The sequence below is a fragment of the Rhizobium sp. BK399 genome, from assembly GCF_014194695.1.
Taxonomy (GTDB): domain Bacteria; phylum Pseudomonadota; class Alphaproteobacteria; order Rhizobiales; family Rhizobiaceae; genus Rhizobium.
The window spans coordinates 38,132-58,454 of record NZ_JACIAH010000008.1; the positions used below are offsets into that span (position 1 = coordinate 38,132).

19 protein-coding genes, 1 tRNA gene and 2 pseudogenes are annotated in these 20,323 nt (G+C 57.8%); 5 read left to right on the forward strand and 17 right to left on the reverse strand.

The window, feature by feature from the left end; genetic code table 11:
- Window positions 1–73: 73 nt before the first annotated feature.
- On the reverse strand, window positions 74–976 hold the full coding sequence (locus FHT97_RS17845; RefSeq protein WP_246712667.1) for a sigma-70 family RNA polymerase sigma factor: 903 nt from the start codon (window positions 974–976) through the stop codon (window positions 74–76).
- 2 nt (window positions 977–978) lie between these two features.
- Here FHT97_RS17845 and FHT97_RS17850 point away from each other — a divergent pair, with 2 nt between their 5' ends.
- The gene (locus tag FHT97_RS17850) at window positions 979–2,046 is read left to right on the forward strand and encodes a hypothetical protein (protein ID WP_246712668.1); all 1,068 of its coding nucleotides are present in this window, start codon (window positions 979–981) and stop codon (window positions 2,044–2,046) included.
- Window positions 2,047–2,145: 99 nt separating this feature from the next.
- Here the strand turns inward: FHT97_RS17850 and FHT97_RS17855 are convergent, their stop codons facing one another.
- Window positions 2,146–2,373 (reverse strand): hypothetical protein, encoded by a 228-nt coding sequence (locus FHT97_RS17855; RefSeq protein ID WP_183757591.1) that lies wholly within the window; start codon window positions 2,371–2,373, stop codon window positions 2,146–2,148.
- A gap of 399 nt (window positions 2,374–2,772) precedes the next feature.
- Here FHT97_RS17855 and FHT97_RS17860 point away from each other — a divergent pair, with 399 nt between their 5' ends.
- A complete protein-coding gene (locus tag FHT97_RS17860; protein WP_183757590.1) occupies window positions 2,773–3,627 on the forward strand; it encodes an LssY C-terminal domain-containing protein in 855 nt (284 codons plus the stop codon).
- Between the two features lie 307 nt (window positions 3,628–3,934).
- Here the strand turns inward: FHT97_RS17860 and FHT97_RS17865 are convergent, their stop codons facing one another.
- A complete protein-coding gene (locus tag FHT97_RS17865; protein ID WP_183757589.1) occupies window positions 3,935–4,135 on the reverse strand; it encodes a hypothetical protein in 201 nt (66 codons plus the stop codon).
- 549 nt (window positions 4,136–4,684) lie between these two features.
- On the opposite strand from FHT97_RS17865, the gene tkt reads away from it, so the two are divergent.
- Entirely contained in the window at window positions 4,685–6,715 is a 2,031-nt protein-coding gene (gene tkt, locus FHT97_RS17870; RefSeq protein WP_183863832.1) for a transketolase, read from the forward strand.
- A gap of 513 nt (window positions 6,716–7,228) precedes the next feature.
- Here tkt and FHT97_RS17875 read toward each other — a convergent pair.
- The 14 genes and pseudogenes from FHT97_RS17875 to FHT97_RS17940 all read right to left on the reverse strand — a co-directional run bounded on the left by FHT97_RS17875 (window position 7,229) and on the right by FHT97_RS17940 (window position 17,926).
- A complete protein-coding gene (locus FHT97_RS17875) occupies window positions 7,229–7,456 on the reverse strand; it encodes a hypothetical protein (protein WP_028828150.1) in 228 nt (75 codons plus the stop codon).
- A 294-nt stretch (window positions 7,457–7,750) separates the two neighbouring features.
- Window positions 7,751–7,826: transfer RNA gene (locus FHT97_RS17880), tRNA-Val, on the reverse strand.
- A 326-nt stretch (window positions 7,827–8,152) separates the two neighbouring features.
- Window positions 8,153–8,566 carry a GFA family protein gene (locus tag FHT97_RS17885; RefSeq protein WP_183863833.1) on the reverse strand — a complete coding sequence of 138 codons (414 nt, stop codon included), beginning with the start codon at window positions 8,564–8,566 and terminating at the stop codon, window positions 8,153–8,155.
- A 15-nt stretch (window positions 8,567–8,581) separates the two neighbouring features.
- Window positions 8,582–9,061 (reverse strand): SRPBCC domain-containing protein, encoded by a 480-nt coding sequence (locus FHT97_RS17890; protein ID WP_183757583.1) that lies wholly within the window; start codon window positions 9,059–9,061, stop codon window positions 8,582–8,584.
- A complete protein-coding gene (locus tag FHT97_RS17895) occupies window positions 9,054–9,386 on the reverse strand; it encodes a metalloregulator ArsR/SmtB family transcription factor (RefSeq protein ID WP_183757582.1) in 333 nt (110 codons plus the stop codon). The genes FHT97_RS17890 and FHT97_RS17895 overlap by 8 nt, the downstream gene beginning before the upstream one ends.
- 855 nt (window positions 9,387–10,241) lie before the next feature.
- Window positions 10,242–10,574, reverse strand: coding sequence for a chaperone modulator CbpM (locus FHT97_RS17900; protein ID WP_183757580.1), 333 nt, complete (start codon window positions 10,572–10,574; stop codon window positions 10,242–10,244).
- A 2-nt stretch (window positions 10,575–10,576) separates the two neighbouring features.
- Entirely contained in the window at window positions 10,577–11,491 is a 915-nt protein-coding gene (locus tag FHT97_RS17905) for a DnaJ C-terminal domain-containing protein (protein WP_183757579.1), read from the reverse strand.
- Window positions 11,492–11,590: 99 nt separating this feature from the next.
- Window positions 11,591–12,097 carry a hypothetical protein gene (locus FHT97_RS17910; RefSeq protein ID WP_183757578.1) on the reverse strand — a complete coding sequence of 169 codons (507 nt, stop codon included), beginning with the start codon at window positions 12,095–12,097 and terminating at the stop codon, window positions 11,591–11,593.
- A gap of 183 nt (window positions 12,098–12,280) precedes the next feature.
- Window positions 12,281–12,504, reverse strand: a pseudogene (locus FHT97_RS17915) (hypothetical protein).
- Window positions 12,505–12,685: 181 nt separating this feature from the next.
- Window positions 12,686–13,241, reverse strand: a pseudogene (locus FHT97_RS17920) (STAS domain-containing protein); the annotation flags it as partial.
- Window positions 13,242–13,278: 37 nt separating this feature from the next.
- Window positions 13,279–14,376 carry an alcohol dehydrogenase family protein gene (locus FHT97_RS17925; RefSeq protein ID WP_183863834.1) on the reverse strand — a complete coding sequence of 366 codons (1,098 nt, stop codon included), beginning with the start codon at window positions 14,374–14,376 and terminating at the stop codon, window positions 13,279–13,281.
- A gap of 9 nt (window positions 14,377–14,385) precedes the next feature.
- The gene (locus tag FHT97_RS17930; RefSeq protein WP_183863835.1) at window positions 14,386–15,765 is read right to left on the reverse strand and encodes an aspartate aminotransferase family protein; all 1,380 of its coding nucleotides are present in this window, start codon (window positions 15,763–15,765) and stop codon (window positions 14,386–14,388) included.
- A gap of 46 nt (window positions 15,766–15,811) precedes the next feature.
- The gene (locus FHT97_RS17935; protein WP_183863836.1) at window positions 15,812–17,308 is read right to left on the reverse strand and encodes an NAD-dependent succinate-semialdehyde dehydrogenase; all 1,497 of its coding nucleotides are present in this window, start codon (window positions 17,306–17,308) and stop codon (window positions 15,812–15,814) included.
- A gap of 120 nt (window positions 17,309–17,428) precedes the next feature.
- Window positions 17,429–17,926 carry an Lrp/AsnC family transcriptional regulator gene (locus tag FHT97_RS17940; RefSeq protein WP_183863837.1) on the reverse strand — a complete coding sequence of 166 codons (498 nt, stop codon included), beginning with the start codon at window positions 17,924–17,926 and terminating at the stop codon, window positions 17,429–17,431.
- A gap of 100 nt (window positions 17,927–18,026) precedes the next feature.
- Between FHT97_RS17940 and FHT97_RS17945 the strand changes: the two genes are divergently transcribed.
- Together FHT97_RS17945 and ehuA are read left to right on the forward strand one after the other, a co-directional pair.
- Entirely contained in the window at window positions 18,027–19,412 is a 1,386-nt protein-coding gene (locus FHT97_RS17945) for a PLP-dependent aminotransferase family protein (RefSeq protein WP_183757573.1), read from the forward strand.
- Window positions 19,413–19,533: 121 nt separating this feature from the next.
- Window positions 19,534–20,319, forward strand: a complete 786-nt coding sequence (gene ehuA, locus FHT97_RS17950; protein WP_183757572.1) for an ectoine/hydroxyectoine ABC transporter ATP-binding protein EhuA — start codon at window positions 19,534–19,536, stop codon at window positions 20,317–20,319.
- The last annotated feature ends 4 nt before the right edge of the window (window positions 20,320–20,323 follow it).

Genomic DNA, 20,323 nt, shown 5'->3' on the forward strand with positions numbered 1-20,323 from the left:
ATAGCTGGTGAAGGGAAGGGGGCAGTTAACGGGGGAAGAGCCGCTCCATGACCCGTTCGGCAAGCTGTTCCCATTACCAACCGGCAAAGGGAAATGCGTCGACGGCAATCGGACCGATTATCCGATCCAGCTTCCCCCTGGCCAAAGCGCGTGCACGATGGAGGCGACCACGAACCGTCTCGGGTTTTAATGAGAGAAATTCTCCAGTCTCCTCGACAAATTTTCTCGATGACACAGGCAATGAAGACCATGCGAAATTCCTCCGGAAGCCATCGGTTGCAGCTTCCACCAGTTTCAAAATCTGCTTCTGGGCCATCGTAATTTCCGGATTGTCGAGAGCAGCACCGCTTGGAAAGTCGAGGACGTGCCCTGGCAAGACGCTGGCGCCAAGATGGACTTCGGGTGTCCGGCTTGCTTTGCGCAAACGTCCAAGCGCTTCGTTCATGAGGATGCGTGTGAGCCAGGTTGAGAAGGCACTCCTTCCATTGAAGTCGTCTTGATGACGAAACGCCTGCAGATAGGCTTCCTGAACCACATCTTCCGCCAGCGTATCGCCACGGACGATACCGCGGGCAATACGATAGAGCCGACGGTTACACCGACGCATGATCAGGCGAAATGCAACCGGCTGTCCTGCGCGAGCCAATGCAAGAAGCTCCGGAACGGATTGGGTCAGTTCAGGCGCGGTTATGTCCTTCCTTGTGTTCCGGCATCGGCTCCTCCATACGCATTTGATGTCCTGCGAAAAAGTTCCGGTGAAAGACACCAAACCAATTCGACGCGAAACGTCTGCTATATGTTTTTCGGTTGGAACGGCTGCAGCGCCCAATTTGAGCGCCGTCAAACGGCGCGGGAAGGTACCTTCAAAATGAGCGCTACTTGACAATCGCTCGGTGAATGCGATGCATGGTTTTGCAATGGGCCATCTCTGCAATAATCTTATTGCAACTATCTGGTTCGGTGAAACCTTCTGCAAGGATGTCTGGCGGTGATAGAGCCGTTTGTAGGCGAAGGGGAGATCGCGTGACTCTAGCGCGCTACCAGTGCTGCGTGGCTGCGATTTGCTTCGTGGCGGCGGGTGACGCCCATTCGATGGAACGACCGTCACCAAAATGTCTCCAAATGGGATCGGAGGCATTCGAGAACCTGGTTACGTCGCAACTCCATATGTCTTCTGATGGGTCGGTATTCGCCGGACAGATGGCTGACGACACGCAGGGAGTTTTCGCCGGGGTTCCGGAAGTGGCGAGGGGCCTGGTTGAGCAAACGATCCGGGACGGTAGGGGATGGGCCGCGTTCGGGACCAAGACAAATGCTGAAAACCGACTGGAAGTTCAGGTCCTCTATCTTCTCGAGGACGGCGACAGCTGTGTGGCGATCCAAAGAAAGCCCGAAAGGGTCAGTCCCATCTACCTTCCTGAAGCTGTTTCCCGTTCGCTTCTCCTCTTTTTCAGGCAGCCCACCGAGGGCGACGAGGTTGAACTGCGCTCGAGGCTTCAGGCTTTCCTGACAAAGACCAATGAGAACCGGCCGACCTCGACGGCGCCGAGGGTGGTGAAGGGGGGGAAGCCGAGAAGGATCAACTCTCAGGAATACGTTCGAAAATGGGAAGGACTGTTCCCCGCGCGGATGCTCGAAACTCTTGCCCGGCTGCAGGACACGTGCAATGCCCGAAACGACGGTTCTGAAGTTGATCTTTCGAACAGGTTCGTGACAGGGGCGGATCTTGACGGGGACCGCGACGAGGATTGGGTCGCGAACGGCTATGGCCTTTTGTGCACAGGGCCTGATGGCGGGCACCGGCAACTGGCTGGTGACGAGAACGGGGCGACGGTCTGGATCATGTTGTCAAACGACGGCAAATTGGGATCAGTAGCGGAATTTCGTCTCGCCCCTGGAGACACCATCAGGCGATACGACGGATATGTCGCCATCAACTCGAAACTGGGCATTTATTCCCTGAAGGGCAGTGCGGCCGGGGAGCCTTTGAAGTCGGTACCTGCCGGTGGGCGAGTTGTGTTCACCCTTTATAGGATGAAACCATAGGTTCTTCTCGTTGCCAAGTCGGAGCGCCCCAGACGGGCATGCCCGATGGTTGGATTCCACCTTGAAATTGCCACCGACGGGTGGTGTGCCCGCGAGTCACTACTCGGCCGCCTGGCGCAGTTGATGCATGCTTGGAGGTTCCACGAGGGAAATTATCTCGAAATCGCCGATCATGTGGTGCTGTTCGGAGCCGACCACCGCGAAAGTCCAATACTCCGGATCTTCGCCGAACACTGTGGAGACCTGCACGACAGTCGGTTTGCCCTCGGCGTTTCCGGTGGATCTTGCCCAATAAAACGCGCCCGGCACCAAACTCGATACAAACATGACGTCTCCTTCCCACAACAGGCGTGGAAGATAGCAGAAATCCTAAAAATGAATATACCTCAGACGATGCGTACGATACCGGACGTTTTCGAGCCGCCGGATCGAGAGTGGAAACGCGCTTTGGACGCGTGACCACCTGATCCGACAGGGGCACTGCAGTTCGAAGCCAGCAAAGGACAAGACCGAGCTGTCGCAGAGGGAGATGTCGTCGCCTTGGAAGCCGTGGGTATAACCGGAGCTTCTGGCAAAGGTCGCCGACGCGTGGCGCCAGGCACGCTGTTGGCACGGCAAAAGTTAAATCAACGGAAAGCGCGACGGCGCTACCAATTGGAGCTTTTCGGTGTAAAAATAGCGAGAACGAACGGCGAGTTCATCTGACGCTCGATGAGGGAGAGTGTTGTGAGATTGCTGACGCGCCTTTTCCAGAGATTTCTCGTTTTCTGCTTGGGCGCGCTCAGCATTTGGCTGATCGTCTTTGTTGTTTTCGACACCGCCGATCACAGGCTCCCTTGGCTTTTCGCGGTTTGCCTCACCTATGGTTTGGCAGCCTATGTCATTTTGCCGAACGTCGTCCGCGTGGGTCTGAAGGTGCTTCATCGTGGATTGATCCCGCGATACACGATAACGGCTGACGGGCTTCCCGGCGACCCTATCAATTTCGTCCTCATCGGTACCATCCAACAACTAAAGGACGCCTTTGCAGCAGCGGGTTGGTACGAGGCGGACAGCTTGGGGATGGCAAGCTCCCTGCGAATGACGCGAGCGTTTCTGTTGAACTCTGCCTATCCGACGGCTCCGTTCAGTACTTTCTATCTGTTTGGAAGGCGGCAGGACATCGGATTTCAGGAGCCGATAGGCGGTAGCCCGCGCAAGCGCCATCACATCCGTTTCTGGGCGCTCAGTCTCACTCACTCCGAGGACGACATGGGCGAACCGAGCTTTTGGTTGAACACGGACAGGCCATCGCCAGACGAACGAGTCCTGTGGGTTGGGGCGGGTACGAGGGACACCGGGCTTTCTCTGACCCGGCTAACCTTCCAGATCACGCACGCAACCGATTCCGATACGAATGCCGAGCGCGACTACATCGTCAACGAGTTGAAGGAAAGGTGCGTTATCGGGGAGGTCGCATTGCACCAGTCAGGCTCGCGCTTGGTGACCGGAAAGGTCAACCACTACATTACGGACGGTGAGATCGCATTTGCCAACCTGACAACCAGTGGCGCAACCACGAGCGTTCCGATTGCCGGATGAAGGGAATGTCGGTCCGAACGGGCCGCGCGATAAGGACGACCGTGGATCGAGCGGAGAATACTTACGCTTACGGCAGTAAGTATAAATTCAGAACGTTAGCGGCGTGAGTTCTGAAACCTGCTCCTGTCGGGCGACATGCAAAATTGGTTCGGTGCTGAATCTGACAGGTCGTTTGTATCGTAGGTTGCGACAGGCACGCCGCAGGATTGGGGTGAAAAGAAGCGATGCTCGAACAAGAATGATGCATGTGTGACCCGCACCATTGGGCGGGCGCTTGAAGACGCCCTGTCCGGTCGACTGACCGCACCTAACTAACGCTGATCACGATATCGTCGCGAATGAGGTCTGAAAGCTCGGTTTCATCGGTCACGCCGAATTCGATCCACTGCGTCAGGCTTTTCGCCCTTCGGCTTGCCTCAATGCTTCCTCTCTTGTGCCCGTGTTCGGCACACCAATCTCCGAGGATGCGATCAATTAGCTCTGTAATCGTCGATTTAAGACCAGTCATAGACAAATATCCATTTCATAGGCCCCTCGTTTCGAGGCCGGAGCCTATGAAATCCGACATCGGACTGGCAATCGTGAGAATATGAGAAAATGCTTATTTGCTGACATATAGAACCCGACCGTTGCAGATCGGCAATAGTGCAGAATCCGCACCACGCAGGAAAATGGATGGATTAACAGCAGGATATTGGGAAACGCTTATTTAAAAGGAGAAATGTCCGTAGGTCGTCGGACCGTCGATGCCTCGTAGAGTTTATGGCTTGCTTTTCGAGGGCCAGCGCTACCTTCCGACTGATTCGAGATGTTTCAGAAAGGCAACCCTTCCCCGAGGCAGACCGGCGCAGCGGTGACGCCCGTCACCTTTTGTCGGGCCTATTGGCAGGTGCGATGGGAACCAACGGCGCCCCGTCGATGGCTTGAAGACCGAGAAAAGATGGGACCTTTCGCGCGCTATCAGGCCGGTGAAGCAGGAGCTTCATTTGGAAAGGGCTTTCGTGCCTGCCAGCACAGCTGACGGCCTTGCCGTTCAGCGATTTTTTCGGAGATACAGATGACAAACTCCCAGGTACCAGTTTCAGCCGCGAAGGACGAGCATCTACGAAAGCTAGCCAACTGCATTCGCTTCTTGTCCATGGATGCGGTTCAGAAAGCCAATAGTGGGCATCCCGGGATGCCAATGGGCATGGCCGACATTGCCGTCGTTCTGTTTTCCGAATTCCTGAAGTTTGACGCCGACGATCCATATTGGTTCGATCGCGACCGCTTTGTGATCTCGAACGGCCATGGATCGATGTTGCTTTACAGCCTGTTGTATCTGACCGGCTATAAGGACATGACAATCGAAGAGATCAAGAACTTCCGCCAGATCGACAGCAGAACCGCCGGACACCCGGAGTACCGCCACGCGACCGGCATCGAGACCACGACCGGCCCGCTCGGGCAGGGTCTCGCCAACGCGGTGGGTCTTGCTCTTGCTGAGCGCATCATGAATGCAAGGTTCGGAGATAATTTGTCGAGCCATTACACGTATGTCTTCAACGGCGACGGATGCCTCATGGAGGGTATCAGCCAGGAGGCCATAACGCTTGCCGGTCACTTGAAGCTCGGAAAGCTGATCGCGTTCTGGGACAACAATTCCATCTCGATAGACGGTGCAACGAGCCTTGCGGAATCCGACGATCAGCCCGCCCGGTTCCGCGCAGCCAACTGGCATGTTCAGGAAATTGATGGCCATGACACCGACGCGATAAGGGCGGCCATCATTGAAGCGCAGAAGGCCACCGACCGCCCCTCGATGATAGCTTGCAAGACAATCATCGGTTTTGGCTTTCCGACCAAGGCAGGAACCCAGAAGGCTCATAGTGACGCTCCCGGGGAAGAGGAAATCGCGGGAGCTCGAAAGCTGCTCGAGTGGACGGCGCGACCGTTCGAGATCCCTTCAGAACTGCTCGATAGCTGGCGCCACATTGGCGCGCGCGGACGCAACGAACGCATGGCCTGGGCTGTCCGCGTCCAAACCGCAAAGGACGACCTTGGGGGCGATTTCGAACGACGGATGAAAGGGCAGTTGCCGACTGACTGGAAGAAGGCGATCGAGGCAGCGAAGGTTGAGCTGCTCGCCAGCGAGAAGGATCTGGCGACAAGGCAAGCCAGTGGCGTCGTCCTGAACCACTTGGCGTTGGCGATGCCGGAGCTGCTTGGGGGCTCGGCTGATCTCACCCCGTCGAACAATACCAAGGCAAAATCACAAATCGAAATCACACCGGGCAAGTTCGATGGGTCATATATTCATTATGGCGTTCGCGAACATGGAATGGCTGCGGCAATGAATGGCATCGCACTCCATGGCGGCCTCATACCTTATGGTGGGACATTCCTTACATTTTCCGACTATGCACGGCCAGCCATTCGGCTTGCAGCGATGATGCAGGTAAGATCCATCTTCGTCATGACCCACGACTCTATCGGGCTGGGTGAGGATGGCCCAACCCACCAGCCAGTGGAGCATTTGACAGCGCTGCGTGCCATTCCAGGCCTTGCTGTCTTTCGCCCCGGCGATCCGATCGAAACAGCAGAGTGCTGGGAAGCCATCCTCGCTGCTCCCAAACAGGCTGCTCTAATTGCATTGTCTCGCCAGCCGATGCCGTTGTTACGTCGGATCCCCGGACAGGCAAACCTTTCGGCGAGGGGTGGTTATGTCCTGATTGAGGCGGAGGGCGGGGATAGGCAGCTCACCATTATGGCGACGGGTTCGGAATTGCATATTGCCGTGGAGGCCCGGGAGAGACTCCAAACGGAGGGGGTCCGGGCCGCGGTCGTTTCGATGCCATGCAGGCTACTGTTCGAGGCCCAGTCGCAGGAATACAAACGCGACGTGTTGAGGGAGGGCACTGCGCGTGTCGCAGTGGAGGCGGCCGTTCAGGACAGCTGGGACCGCTATTTAGGACTTCAAGGCAGGTTCGTCGGCATGCACAGCTTTGGTGCATCAGGCAAGATTGGCGACGTCTACAAAAAGTTCGGCATCACAACCGATGCCGTTGTGCGGGCTGCGAGGGAGGCCATGACTGCCAATGCACGTTGATGGCATGTCTTCGCTCGGAAGAGAAAGCCCGGTACTGTGTCGGACAGGGCCGGGCCATCACGGCTGTCCATTGGGCAACAGCCATCGCAGCGTTGAGGGCTAATGCTGCGATCATCGAACTTCAGGTCACCGGGAATGTTCCAGCCGTTCGGAAACAGAACCGCGTGCCGGTCGTCTCGTGAACGCCAAAATAGTGGCGAAAACGGTCGACCCCTGTAGGACAGGCGCTTCGTGGCGGCACGACCGAACCCGCGGCGTCGATTTCTCGAGATCGCGACTGTTGCGAGCGGCATACCGCCAGATCAGTCACAACGGGTTCGGCGGTCGCGGAAAGCACGCGTTCGTTGCCATCGAAGCCTTCGCCGCGCCATTGGCCGGCGCGTCGCCCATGTCGAACTGCCTTCGTCGTCCAATATATGTCACCGCGAATGGTCCCGGGGTCAGACTGACCCCGGGACACAGTTCGGCGCGAGGCCGAGACCGAAGCGATAGGATTTTCCGCTCGAGAACGGGCTACTGAAGCGTATTCGTGCCCGGCGCGTTACTTTTCATCGGCCATTCGCCGACGTAGTTATCGATCAACATCGTGGCGATGCCCTCAACCGAGCGATAGCCTTGATCGAAAAACTTGATTGCTGCGTGGTTGAGAAAGGTCGAGGCCTGCTCGTCCGGATCTACGTCGTAATACCGGTACCACTGTTGCACGGCCCTCGAGAGAATAAGAAGATCGGTGTCTTGCATTTGCCGCCTCCCTTCGCGACACAGTGAAGTAGGGCCGGATTGGCGATCTTCAATGGCCAACTCCTCCAAATTCCCTTGATCTGGTTACCCCGCGTATTTGGGATCCTTCGAGCGGAGCCTGAGACATTGCTCGACAGATGGGTTCGGCCGCTCAGTCAAAGGTGTGTTCGGTGTAAGGTCGCGTCCCCAAGGGCATTAAAAAGCTGATCATGACACATTAAGCGTCGCGGGTGCACGAAATGCATGGCGCGGTTAATGGCAAAACCGTTTGTAAGCAAAGGGTTGCGAGAAGAATGGTGGGCGATGAGAGACTCGAACTCCCGACATCCTCGGTGTAAACGAGGCGCTCTACCAACTGAGCTAATCGCCCTCGCGAGATCGGTCCGGTTCGGTCCGCCACGTCTGTGACCGTGATCTATGCGGATCGGGGACAGAACGGAAGGGTGCTTGTGAAGAATTTTCGATTTTTTCTGAGATGCTAACAGGAAGCACGACTAAACGGCTCTTCTCCGCACCGTCTTGGGAAACCACTTTGTGCGGATCTGGGCGAGAAATCACCCGGCGCCCCAAGAAAGGTGATCGACAACCTCCATGTGAACCAATCACGGATTACCTTCACCGGTCGCAGCCTAACGAGAGGAAAACCGATGGATGCCCCGATGTTGTCCGGTCATACCTTGCAAAAGGCCGCTTACGTCATGTCGTCGGCATCCTGTCGAATTTCGGTAGGGCCGGATTGAGATAGTCCCATGCTTGTCCAGCTTTGGTCCAAGACACAAATTGTGGATTGAAGCGACTTGGATCGTCCAGGCTCGCCGGCGTGACGATGAACACTTCCGGCATGTCAGGAAATGCAAGGTAGACAGGCGAACCGCACGTCGGGCAGAAGCCACGCCTTTTTACGGTGCCGCCGTCACCCACTGTCTGCCAGTGCGACGCATTTCCCTCGAGTTTCACCTCTGCGGCGACGAATGTCAGGTGAGATTGGTGGCCCGTTCCGCTGTCCCGCTGGCATTGACGGCACTGGCAGTCAACCATGACCGCCGGCTCGCCGGCGACGTCATAGCGGATCGCGCCACAGGCGCAGCCACCGGTGTAGGATTTGCTCATACCGATTTCCTCGTTCTAATGCAGTGTTTGCGAAGACGTCTCTTCGGCGACCACAGTGTCGAGCCTTGTGACCACCTTCCTCCAGCCGTCGCTCATGTTGCGATAGGCTGTGTCGTTCTTGGGAAGCATGAAACCTGAATGAACAAGGTGGAGGCGAGTGCCGTCCCCAGCCTTGGAAAGACTGAAAGTGACAACCGTCTCCAATGTCGATCCATAGCCTTCATTACTCTCGTGGCCACCCTTCCAGGCGAAGGAGAACCGTTCATTTGGCAGGACTTCCAGAACCTCGCAACGGATGACACCGTCCCATTCACCGGACGGGTTCGTTTGGAACGTGAAACGGTTGCCGATAACAGGATCGAAGCCTTTTGGCGGCATTAGCCATCGGGCGATCAAGTCCCCGGTTGTCAGAGCTTTCCAGATAACCTCCGGGGCGTGCGGGAAAACCTCATCGAGAACAATGGCTTGAGCTCGCGGTCTCAGCTTTTCATTCATGGTCAATTTCCTTTAGGAGATCTCTGAGGCCGGTGAAACGTTCACGCCAGAAAACGCGGTAATGGTCCATCCAGTCGGCCAGTGGCTCAAGGCCACCTCGCTGGGCACGGTAGTAGACGTTACGTCCCTCCGGTCGCTCACTGACGAGGCCGGCCTGCTTCAGGGACTTGAGATGCTGTGAGATGGCGCCTTGTGTAACGTTACTTCCCCGGGTCAACTCGACGACGGTGATCTCGTCTGAGTTGGCAATCCGTTCGAACACGGCGCGCCTGGTCGGGTCGGCGAGGGCGCGCAGAACAACGGTGATGTTTTCAGGTTCAGACATTCCATAGCAATTAGTGCATACTAATTGATTAGTCAACGCTATTGAGTTTGTTTTTTCCGCGAAGGATAACGTCTACGGAAACGGACGGACCACAATCGACGCAGCCCAGGTCTTAGCATGCCATTTGACGCGAGGGACCAAGACGGCGCACAGTGCTTGCTTGTCGGGAGCTTCGGCTCCTGTCTCGTCAACACTGGTCGGAGGACACTGGCATGATCGCTCGGAGGGACTTCACGTACGAAGAATGGAGCTGGCTCTTGCATCTCTATCGGCACGAAACCGCTGACATCCCGAACGACCAGATCCGCAGATTCAAAGAAGTGAATGTCACTGAGGACGTGGTTGATGGCGTTAGTCTCAGCCCAGCAGGTAAGCAACTGGTCGAGCATGAGCTTCTAATGGAGCGAAGGAACCGCCTCCAGAGATAACTCTTTCTGGCAACAAAAGCCTCCAACGTTAGGGCTGCGGGCTTGAATCGGTGCGTGCGGCGCGGCCCGTGGGGAAAGAAACGCGCACCGTTCTGCTCACCCTACTGCTTGCTCTGCTGTGCTGTCATTTGCTGTTGTCCGTGAACCGACTGCCGCCGCGAGGGTGCAGTCGTTGAGGGAAAAGCGTCGATTGCGATCAGAAGAGTGGGTCTGGCACCCCAGGAGCACGGCGATGGCTCTTGGCAGGGTGTCCCGGCCAACCTTGTGTCTCTTTGCAGCCTAGCGACGTGCTTTTCACGGAAAGGAACTGCCGCCAACAACCAACCTGTGGTGAGGGCGATGTATTAATCAGGCAAATGAGATAACCAGCGCAAAGATGTGAATAAACACCTTTATTCGGTTGGACAGGTGGGTTTTGGGGGCCTTGTCAAAGGCCGACAGTGCCGGAAAGCTCATCCAGCTTTCCGCGCAATCTCCGCTTTACGTCCTCGTCTTGTTCGTCCATGACAGCCAGCACATCTCGCAGTGTCCCGCGCAGTCCGTGAATTTGGTCGATGAGATCCATGATCAGGTCGACGCCCGCCTCGTTGACACCCATATCCCGCGTAAGGTCGAGGATAAGGCGCCCACGAGCGACATCCGTGTCACGAAAGTTGCGTGCACCATCCCGGGTCTGCGGCAGCAGCCATCCCTGTTCGACCCAGACCTCAAGTACCGTCAGGTCGATCTTCAGGAAACGTCGGAATTCAAGATCATCCATGGCTATTCTCCCATGCCTTTTCTCGGATCCTGCGCTTCACCCGCCGTCCAGCTTTTCATGAAATCGGTCAGTTGCTGGTCGGGTGAATCCGGCAGCATGATCTTCAATGAGATATAGATGTCACCGGCACCTCCGCCTTTTTTCGGAACGCCCTTTCCTTTCAGGCGCAAAACTTTCCCCGTGTTCGAATGCGGAGGCAAGGTGAGGTTGACCGCCCCGGTTGGAGTAGGCGCCCGGACCTTGCCACCGAGCACGGATTCCCGAAGCGAAATCGGCAGTTCGAAACGGATGTCGTCTCCATCTCGAACGTAGAATGGATGCGGCCGCACCCTGATTTCCACATAGGCGTCGCCGGAGGGGCCGCCACCGATCCCGGGCTCCCCCTTGCCCTTTAATCGAAGGGTCTGACCGTCGCGCGTGCCTGGGGGAATCCGAAGATCAAGCGCAGGCCCGTCAGGGAGCCTGATCTGGGTCTTCGTTCCGTTGATCGCGTCGAGGAAATCGACCTCCATCGAGTAGTTGCGGTCCTGGCCATGCGCACGGAATTCGCCGGACCGGGCACGGTTGGAGAAGAAACTGGAGAAGATATCGTCGTGGTCGCCGAAATCGGCAAAACCCGCGCTGTTCTGGTAGGGATTTCCCGTACCTGGCTGGGAGGCGTAATCCCGGTAGTAGTTGCGCGGTGCCTGCTCGGTACCTGTTATGTCAATTTCACCGCGGTCAAAGCGACCGCGCTTTTCTTCGTCGCTGAGCAACTCGTAGGCGGTCGAGATTTCCTTGAACCGTTCCTCCGACTTCCTGTCGCCCGGGTTGAGATCGGGATGAAGCTTCTTTGCGAGCTTGCGAAATGCACTCTGAATCTCTTTCTGCGAGGCGTCCTTCTTTACGCCGAGAAGCTCGTATGGATCACGGCTCATCTATATCTCCGGTTTATGCCGGCGGAAATCGTCGGGCTTTGCGTCAATATATAGGTTGGCTTTGCTGCTCCGACGAGTGGTTACATTCTTGTAGTTGCATCAGTTGCGCCGAAGGTTGATTTCGCTTGTAACCACCTGCTGGCCGGACGCCGGGTCCTTATCGACGGTTCGGATTCTTATGGCGTTGTCGTCAACGCGTTGGATGGTCATGGTTGCGCTTCGATCGCCGTTGATTATGCGGGACCAGTGCACGGCGAGGTTGATCGCGTCACCGTTTCGCCTGCCTTGTAAACCTGATACGCCGCCGGACGGCCCGATGTAAGTCCCGGCGTATTGCGTACCATTGGCCTTGATGTTTGCTGAGACCGCGCGCGTGACGACGATCATGCCCCGGCATGTCCCTTTCATCGAAAGCGCAACTCCACTAGCCTGAGTCTTGAAATTGCAGTCCAGGTTGATGGGCGACGATGACGTAGATCGCTTCATCATCCCTCCACCAATCCAATCTCCAGCTAGAGATTGGAGGAAGGGTGTTTCGTCGGCGAATGCCGCTGCAGTGATCCCGTAATAAATCAAAGCGACGATGGCGTAGAGGCAGCACTTCATGGCGTTCTCTCCCTCGGGATAACAAAGAATGCGCCACGATGCCTCAAAGTTCCGGGTTCGACCAGATCCGGGAGTATGGAGGTCCGTCGATGCTGGCCCGGCAAGGGCCGGCGGTCGTCTCATGGGAAAATGCGGGAGATCAGCGCGTGCTTGCCGACGAATTGCCCGAGATAGGCTTCTGGGTCAAATTCGTTCGAGCTGCCAATGCCTGCCTTCGATCAGTTCGGCAATCTCAACAGGATCTTTCACCCCAAACCCAAACCATTCCACGAGTTCGCGGGCCTTCGCCCGGCTTTCCTCGCCGCTGAAGTCGCGCTGATGTTTGCCACACCACCGCCGCAAGATTGAGGTCAGCACATTCATGTCGTCCCCGAACAAGGGATCTTCGGCCAGTACGTCGTACCCATTCACCCAGCACCATTGAAATTTGAACAGTCAGCTACGGATGCTCATCGGCAGAACGGACCTTGGTCCGATCGAGGCGCGCGGGAGAAAGCCGGTCGATCTGGTGCCGCCAGGCGATCGACTTTTCCGCCCGTCGCCCGGATCTGGTTGACGACTTATGCTTCCTGCAGGACCGCTCGAACCATTGAGGTCGTTGATCAGCGTTGCACTTCCTTCATTCATGCCCAGGACTTTGGCGGCAATCGAATGAGACTTGACCCGGTCGACGACCTTGTCGAGAGCAGCGACAGCGGTAACGTCCCAGAAGTGAGCGTGTGAGACGTCAATCAGAACGGCCATGCCTTCTGCCTCCTCAATATCGAAAGCGTCCACGAATATGGCTGCCGAGGCGAAGAATACTTGGCCCGAGACCCGGTGGTCAAACGACACCAGCCACATTCCTCTAGACTTCGACATCAAGTAGTCGGGCCACCTTGAGCGTGAAGAACACACCGCTGAGGAGGACGCCGACCGTCACGCCCAGAGCCAGATTCGAACGGAGCACGGTAACGAGCACGGTCGCGACCATGACGACGCTCGAAAGTTTCGGGTGAACCAGTAACGTCCTCAATGAAGACCAGTCAAACGTGTCGATAGAGACCATCACCATGATGGCCACGAGCGCCGCAACAGCAACCTGGGAAACCCATGGTTTGAGCAGGACCATCAAGACGAGCAGCAAGGCTCCCGCAAACAATGTCGGGCGGCGCAGATGCCCGCCCCGCTGAACGAGTGGATCATGACGGCCCTACGGTCTTCGTGTCGTTCCGGTCAGGGACAACGACCAATTTGCCCACAAAGTTCTTCGCCATGAAGTCGCGCTGAGCCCGATGGAATTCCGACAGTGGATAGGTGCCGGCGACAATAGGCCGGATCTTCTTGTCCTCGATATAGCCTACCAGCCGCCGGAAATCGGCGCGACTTCCCTGGCTCGAGCCATGCAGTTCGAGTTGCTTGAGATACATGGTGCGCAGGTCGAGTTGAACGACAGGCCCTGCAATGGCACCCGCGGTGCTGTATCGTCCCTCGGGCTTCAGAAGCTTGAGGAGGTCATTGAAGATAGAGCCGCCAACCAGGTCCGCGACAACATCGATAGGCTTGCCTCCTGCTGCACTCTGAACGTCGGCAACCAGGTCACCGCCGCGCGTGACGACTACCTCGGCGCCGACATCGAGCAGGGCCTGTTCCTTGCCCGCTGCGGTCAATGCAATCGGGATTGCACCGCGGGCGCGCGCAAGCTGGATGATGGCTGAGCCAACACCACCGGATGCACCTGTCACGAGGACCCGCTCTCCAGCTGCCAGCCGCGCCCGCTCCAGCATGCGTTCGCCTGTCAGATAGGCACAGCAGAATGTGGCAAGCTCGATGTCGCTGAGATCCGTCGCAATCAGATGGGCGTTTTCGGCAGGCAGCACCATGTACTCGGCATAGCCGCCATCTCTGCCATGTCCGATGTAGTCGATATCGGCAAGGCTGTCGTCTTCCCGGTTATAGATCGAGAAATCGACCATTACCCGTTCGCCGATGCGTGCTGCAGCGACACCTTTACCTGTGGCAACGATGTGGCCAACCGTGTCGGTGCCCTGGATGCGCGGGAAACTCAACGTGTTGCCTTGCCGCCGCCAGGTGGAGACAGCCGCGGGATCGTCTTCGGTCCCGTAGGCTCCCTGGCGGACCCAGACGTCGGTATTGTTCATTCCGCAGGCCGACACCTTGATCAGAACTTCCCCGGCAGAGGGCTGCGGAACGGCCACATCGGTGCGATAGACGAGCTTGTCCAGGTCGCCATGACCCACAAGCTGAACCGCCGCCATGGTTTTAGGCAGGATTGTCATCGGAGGTCCTCAGAGCGTTTTGAACGTGGTTTCGATTGCTTCAGCCGCAGCCCTGACGACGATGTCTGCTTCCTCGCGGGTCAGGCAGAGCGGTGGCGCGAAGCCAAGAATGTCTCCCTGCGGCATGGCGCGGCCAATCACCCCGCGTGCTAGAAGTGCTGCTGCGATTTGCGGTCCGATCTTTCGGGAAGCGTCGAAGAACCTTCGATCGTCCCTGTCTTCCACGAATTCCACCGCCGCCATCAGCCCGTCGCCCCGAACCTCGCCGACGTGTCTGTGCGAGCCGACAGCCTTTGCAAGCTCCTCACGGAAGTAGGCACCCGTTGCACCGGCGTTCTTCACGAGGTCCATCTCGTCGATGAGCTCGAGATTGGCGATCCCGGCCGCAGCACAGATCGGATGCGCTGAATAGGTCCATCCATGTCCGATCGCGCCCATCTGATCCGACCCCTGCACCAACACGTGCCACATCTTGTCGGACACGATTGTGCCCGACAGTGGAGCGTAGGCCGACGTCAAGCCCTTCGCGATGGTGATGAGGTCGGGCCTCATATCGTAGTGGTCCGACCCGAACATGGTGCCAAGACGACCAAAACCTGTGACGACCTCGTCGACGACAAGAAGGATGTCGTATTTGTCGAGCACCTGCTGGATCTTCTGCCAGTATCCCGACGGCGGCGGCACGATGCCGCCCGTGCCCAGGATTGGTTCCGCGATAAAGGCGGCTATGGTGTCGGGTCCTTCCGTCAGGATCATCTCTTCGAGCTTGTCTGCGCAGTATTGCGAAAACTGCTGCTCGTCCATCGAGCGATCCGGACGGCGGAAATAATAGGGTGCTTCGGTGTGAAGGATCGGTGCACGCGGCAGGTCAAAGGACTTGTGAAACAGCTCCAAACCCGTCAGCGAGCCTGTCATGACGCCGGAGCCGTGATAACCGCGCCAGCGTGAAATGATCTTCTTCTTCTCCGGCCGGCCGAGGATGTTGTTGTAGTACCAGATCAGCTTGATGTTGGTTTCGTTGGCATCCGAGCCGGACAAGCCGAAATAGACGCGACTCATGTTCTTGGGAGCGCGATCGATGATCATCTTCGACAGCGTGATCGAGGCTTCGGTCCCGTGGCCGACATAGGCGTGATAATAGGCAAGATCGCTTGCCTGGCTGGCAATGGCGTCGGCGATTTTCTGGCGCCCATAGCCGACGTTGACGCAATAGAGACCGGCAAAGGCGTCCAGGCTCGTGCGCCCGTTGGCGTCGGTAATATAGGCGCCTTCGCCCGATGTGATCACGCGCGTCGGTGTTTCGCCGCGGGCATGCATGCCCATATGCGTGGAGGGATGGAAGAAGTGGTCGCGATCCCAGGCGTTGAGCTCGTTGTTTCTGTTCAGCATGGCAGTGTCCTCGATGTCGGTCGTCAGAGATTTTTTACCGGCGCCATCAGGCGGCGGTGTCGATGCAGAGATATTTGAGTTCGGTGAAGGCCTCGACGCCGTGGCGCGATCCTTCGCGGCCAAGGCCGGACTGTTTCCAGCCGCCGAACGGGATCGGCCCGCCCGTGATCTTTACGCGATTGATCGCGACCATGCCGTATTCGAGCGCGCGGCCGAGGCGCATCTGTCTGGCGCCATTGGCGGTGACAACGTAAGCGACGAGGCCGTACTCGGTATGGTTGGCCCGAGCGACCACCTCTTCCTCGGTATCGAACACGGTGATACCGGCGACGGGTCCGAAGGTCTCTTCACGCATTATCAGGGCATCGTCCGACACATTGGTCAGGAGCGTCGGTTCGAAGAACAGCCTGCCGGTCGTGTGCCGCTTGCCGCCGGTCACGAGCTTGGCGCCACGCTTCAGGGCGTCCGCCACGTGTTGCTCGACCTTCGCAATGGCTCGCTCATGCATGAGAGGACCAACTTCTGCGCCGGCGGACAGACCGTCGCCGACTTTCAGCTCGCTGATGCGTCGCGCAAAGGCCGCCTCGAAACGGGAGGCGATGGAACGGTGGACGAAGACACGGTTGGCAGCGAGGCAATCCTGGCCTGATGTTGCAAATTTCGCATCCACGGCGATCTTCGCGGCCTGCTCGATCTCGGCGTCCTCGAAGATTATAAGAGGTGCGTGACCGCCAAGTTCCATGACCAGCCTTTTCATCGTCGGCGCGCATTTTGCGGCAATCAGCCGGCCGATTTCGGTCGATCCGGTGAAGCTGATTGCGCGCACCCGGTCGTCGGCGCACATGCGGCCGACAATGGTGGCTGCCTCGCCGGTGATGACATTGAAAACGCCCTTCGGAATGCCCGCGCGCTCGCCAAGCTCCGCAAGGGCGAGGGCGGAGAGGGGCGTTTCGGAGGAGGGGTGCGCGACGACGGTGCATCCGGCGGCAAGCGCTGCGGCCGCCTTTCGGGTGACCATTGCTGATGGAAAATTCCAGGGTGTCACAATGCCCACGACGCCGAGCGCTTCCCTTCGCACGATCATCTCGGCACCGGGCAGGTGGCTGGTCACCGATTCCACATTCAGCCGCTTTCCCTCCTCAGCGTACCATTCGATGAAGGATCCGGCGTAGTCGATTTCGCCAAGGGATTCGGAAAGAGGCTTGCCCTGCTCCAGGGTCATGATGAGTGCGAGGTCATCTTTCGCTGCGAGCATCAGCTCATACCAGGTCCGCAGAATGCGTCCGCGTTCCTGGGGCAGCAAGGCACGCCAGGCCGGCATGGCCCGCGTGGCGGCATCTATGGCGAGTGAGGTCTCCTCGGCGCCAAGGCTCGCCACCCATGCAACTGTCATCCCGGTAGCCGGATCCGTCACCTCGAAGCTCCGACCATCGATGCCAGCAGACCATCGGCCACCAACATAGGCGAGATCGCGCAGCAGATGCTTGTCCTTGATCCGGGAAAGCGCAGTGTGGAATTCTGGGCGGGCAAACACCGCGGTCATGACCTGTCTCCTCGTTGCCGATGCCCGGAGTCTTTCACGAGAAGAAGCGAGATTTTGTCCTTTGACGGGTGTTCAAAGAGAGAGACTGTCTATGACCAGGCCGCTGACGGCATGATCTGTCTATGTCCCGTCTCTGGAGTCTCCTGGATGAACGAGGGTTACAATGGGCAAAACCGCCTCGTCCTTGACGGTTTTGGTGACGATATAGGTGAAATAGCGTTCGATCCCGACTTCCCGGTCCAGGAGACCGTCGATCAGGCGCTGGTAGGCGTCGATATCGGGCGCCACAATCTTCAGGAAATAGTCGATCCCGCCGCCGACCGACCAGCAGCCAACGATTTCCGGGATACCGGCGATAACGCGTTCGAAACGCTCGAAATCGCTTTGGCGGTGATTGCTAAGCGTTACCTCCACCATGACGCTTGCCACGGGTGCAATCCGGCGAAGCGCGATGCGTGCGTGGTAGCCGGTGACGATCCCCGCCTTCTCGAGCTTGCGCAACCGCATCCAGCAAGGTGTCGGCGAAAGTCCTGCCTTTTCAGCGAGTGCAAGCTTGGTGATGCGCCCATCACGCTGGATTGCATCGAGAATACGCAGGTCGACGGCGTCCAGTTTCATGTTGTCCCATGCCGCTTAAATCATTCCAAAGGTGAGGAAAAGACAATGGGTGTGCATTTTGCCATTGTCAATTGAACTGATTTTTATCACTGTCTAAATCATGACAAACTGGCGCCCCGACCCGTCCCAGCTTCGAAGGCCGGCTTATCTTTCGCTTGCAGAGCAGATTGCCAGCGCCATTACGGACGGCAAACTGGTCGACGGCGCGCGGCTTCCCCCTCATCGGAAGATGGCCGACGACCTGAAGCTCTCGGTTCAAACCGTCAGCCGTGCCTATGACGAACTGATCCGGCGCGGACTGCTTTCCGGAGAGATCGGTCGGGGGAGCTTCGTGCAGACGCGACCACGCGAGCCAGAGCCTCCCTATCTGCCGGAACGCCTCGGAGAGGTGATCGATCTCTCGATCCTTAAGCCGGTTTGCGAACAGATCCATCTCGAAAAGATGCGCCAGGCCTTCGGCTGGCTGTCCGAAAACCTGCCATCGAGCTCGGCCCTTTCGTTCCGTCCGAACATGATCTTTCCGCGCCACCGTGTCGTCGCCGCCGAATGGCTTGCCCGATGCGGGCTTGAGGTATCGCCCCTGAACATCAGCCTGACGAACGGAGCCACGTCAGGCATGACCGTTGCCCTGATGAGCGTCGCGCCTCCGGGATCGACGATCGCAACCGAAGCGATCAGTCACCACACACTGGTGCCACTCTCAAGCTATCTCGGCCTTCATCTCGAAGGTCTTGCGATCGATGAAGAGGGCATGATTCCCGATGCTCTTGACGAGGCATGCCGCAAGGGGCCGATCCGTGCCGTGTTTCTGCAGCCTTCGGTGATCAATCCGATGGCGGCGCTGATGAGCGAAACGCGCCGCCGGAAGCTCGCAGAAGTCGCTGCCCGGCATGACATTGCCATCATAGAAAATGACATTCTCGGTCCGATGGTGGAAGATCGAGCGCCCCCCATTGCGGCCTTTGCACCGGAGCGGACGCTCTATGTCACGAGCTTCACAAAGATAACAGTGCCGGGACTGCGGATCGGATACCTCGCAGCTCCGGATCGTTACGTGGCTGCCGTTGCGAATCGTCATCTCGTCTCGAACTGGATGGCGACGCCGGCGATTGCCGAGATCGCAACGCGCTGGGTCAGCGACGGAACCGCACTCGACCTGGTCAACTGGCAGCGTCAGGCACTTAAGAGCCGGCACAGAATCGCTTCGGAGATGCTGTCGGGCCTGTCCTATCGCGACCATCCGCAGAGCCTTCACGTCTGGCTGCCACTTATCGGCGGCCACGTGGAGGAAACCTTCGTTTCCCAGGCGCGCCTCCACGGCGTTGCGATTGCACCCGGCACTTCATTCCGCACAGCCGAACAGGGATGGACGCCGGCCGTGCGCATTTCCCTCGGGTCGACCAACGAAAGCGAACTGCGAACGGGGCTTGGCATCGTCGCGTCCCTTGCACAAGGAAGTCCTGAGGCCCTGCTGCTCGCAATTTGAGTTATTTGCCCTCCGAATGGGCGATTGCAGAATAATTGTCATGATATTATTTTGCGAATTGACATGATTTGGAACCATCTCCATCGTTAGCGCATTGCTGTCTCAACAGGGAGAGACATGAATGCCGACCCCGATCATTCGCATCGACAACATCGTCAAGAGATACGGTCCGCTGACCGTGCTCGACGGATTATCGATGGAGGTCATGCCGGGGGAGAAATTGGCCCTGATCGGTCCTTCAGGATCGGGAAAAACAACCATCCTGCGTATCCTGATGACACTGGAATCGATCAGCGGCGGTCATATCGAGGTTGACGGCGAACAGCTTTATCACATGCCGCGCGGCAAGGATCTGGTGGCGGCCGACGAACGCCACCTACACAAGATGCGTGAACGTATCGGCATGGTCTTTCAGCACTTCAACCTGTTTCCCCACAAATGCGTCCTCGACAACGTGACGCTCGCTCCAATGCTGACCAAGGGGATCAAGCGGACAGACGCGGAGCGTCGCGCCATGGAACTCCTCGAGATGGTCGGAATGGCTGACAAGGCCAGAAGCGTTCCTGCCCAATTGTCTGGCGGCCAGAAGCAACGCGTTGCGATTGCGCGTGCGCTCGCCCTCTCTCCGAAGATCATGCTGTTCGACGAAATCACCTCGGCACTCGACCCCGAGCTTGTGGAGGAGGTTTTGAACGTCATGAGGCGCCTTGCGTCGGAAACCGACATGACGATGCTGCTCGTCACCCACGAGATGGGCTTTGCGCACGACTTTGCCGATCGGGTCCTGTTCTTCGACCGAGGCAGGATCGTCGAGGAGGGTAAGCCCAACGACATCTTCCGAAATCCCACGCAGGAGCGCACGCAAAGCTTCCTGCGAAAGATCATAGCGGCCGGACACCGCATCTGACCGC

Excerpts from the sequence above, each read along its gene's own strand:
- FHT97_RS17850 (WP_246712668.1), top strand. The coding sequence starts at position 979 with ATGTCTGGCGGTGATAGAGCCGTTTGTAGGCGAAGGGGAGATCGCGTG.
- FHT97_RS17855 (WP_183757591.1), bottom strand. The coding sequence starts at position 2,373 with ATGTTTGTATCGAGTTTGGTGCCGGGCGCGTTTTATTGGGCAAGATCC.
- FHT97_RS17865 (WP_183757589.1), bottom strand. The coding sequence starts at position 4,135 with ATGACTGGTCTTAAATCGACGATTACAGAGCTAATTGATCGCATCCTC.
- tkt (WP_183863832.1), top strand. The coding sequence starts at position 4,685 with ATGACAAACTCCCAGGTACCAGTTTCAGCCGCGAAGGACGAGCATCTA.
- FHT97_RS17875 (WP_028828150.1), bottom strand. The coding sequence starts at position 7,456 with ATGCAAGACACCGATCTTCTTATTCTCTCGAGGGCCGTGCAACAGTGG.
- FHT97_RS17885 (WP_183863833.1), bottom strand. The coding sequence starts at position 8,566 with ATGAGCAAATCCTACACCGGTGGCTGCGCCTGTGGCGCGATCCGCTAT.
- FHT97_RS17890 (WP_183757583.1), bottom strand. The coding sequence starts at position 9,061 with ATGAATGAAAAGCTGAGACCGCGAGCTCAAGCCATTGTTCTCGATGAG.
- FHT97_RS17895 (WP_183757582.1), bottom strand. The coding sequence starts at position 9,386 with ATGTCTGAACCTGAAAACATCACCGTTGTTCTGCGCGCCCTCGCCGAC.
- FHT97_RS17900 (WP_183757580.1), bottom strand. The coding sequence starts at position 10,574 with ATGGATGATCTTGAATTCCGACGTTTCCTGAAGATCGACCTGACGGTA.
- FHT97_RS17905 (WP_183757579.1), bottom strand. The coding sequence starts at position 11,491 with ATGAGCCGTGATCCATACGAGCTTCTCGGCGTAAAGAAGGACGCCTCG.
- FHT97_RS17910 (WP_183757578.1), bottom strand. The coding sequence starts at position 12,097 with ATGAAGTGCTGCCTCTACGCCATCGTCGCTTTGATTTATTACGGGATC.
- FHT97_RS17925 (WP_183863834.1), bottom strand. The coding sequence starts at position 14,376 with ATGACAATCCTGCCTAAAACCATGGCGGCGGTTCAGCTTGTGGGTCAT.
- FHT97_RS17930 (WP_183863835.1), bottom strand. The coding sequence starts at position 15,765 with ATGCTGAACAGAAACAACGAGCTCAACGCCTGGGATCGCGACCACTTC.
- FHT97_RS17935 (WP_183863836.1), bottom strand. The coding sequence starts at position 17,308 with ATGACCGCGGTGTTTGCCCGCCCAGAATTCCACACTGCGCTTTCCCGG.
- FHT97_RS17940 (WP_183863837.1), bottom strand. The coding sequence starts at position 17,926 with ATGAAACTGGACGCCGTCGACCTGCGTATTCTCGATGCAATCCAGCGT.
- FHT97_RS17945 (WP_183757573.1), top strand. The coding sequence starts at position 18,027 with ATGACAAACTGGCGCCCCGACCCGTCCCAGCTTCGAAGGCCGGCTTAT.
- ehuA (WP_183757572.1), top strand. The coding sequence starts at position 19,534 with ATGCCGACCCCGATCATTCGCATCGACAACATCGTCAAGAGATACGGT.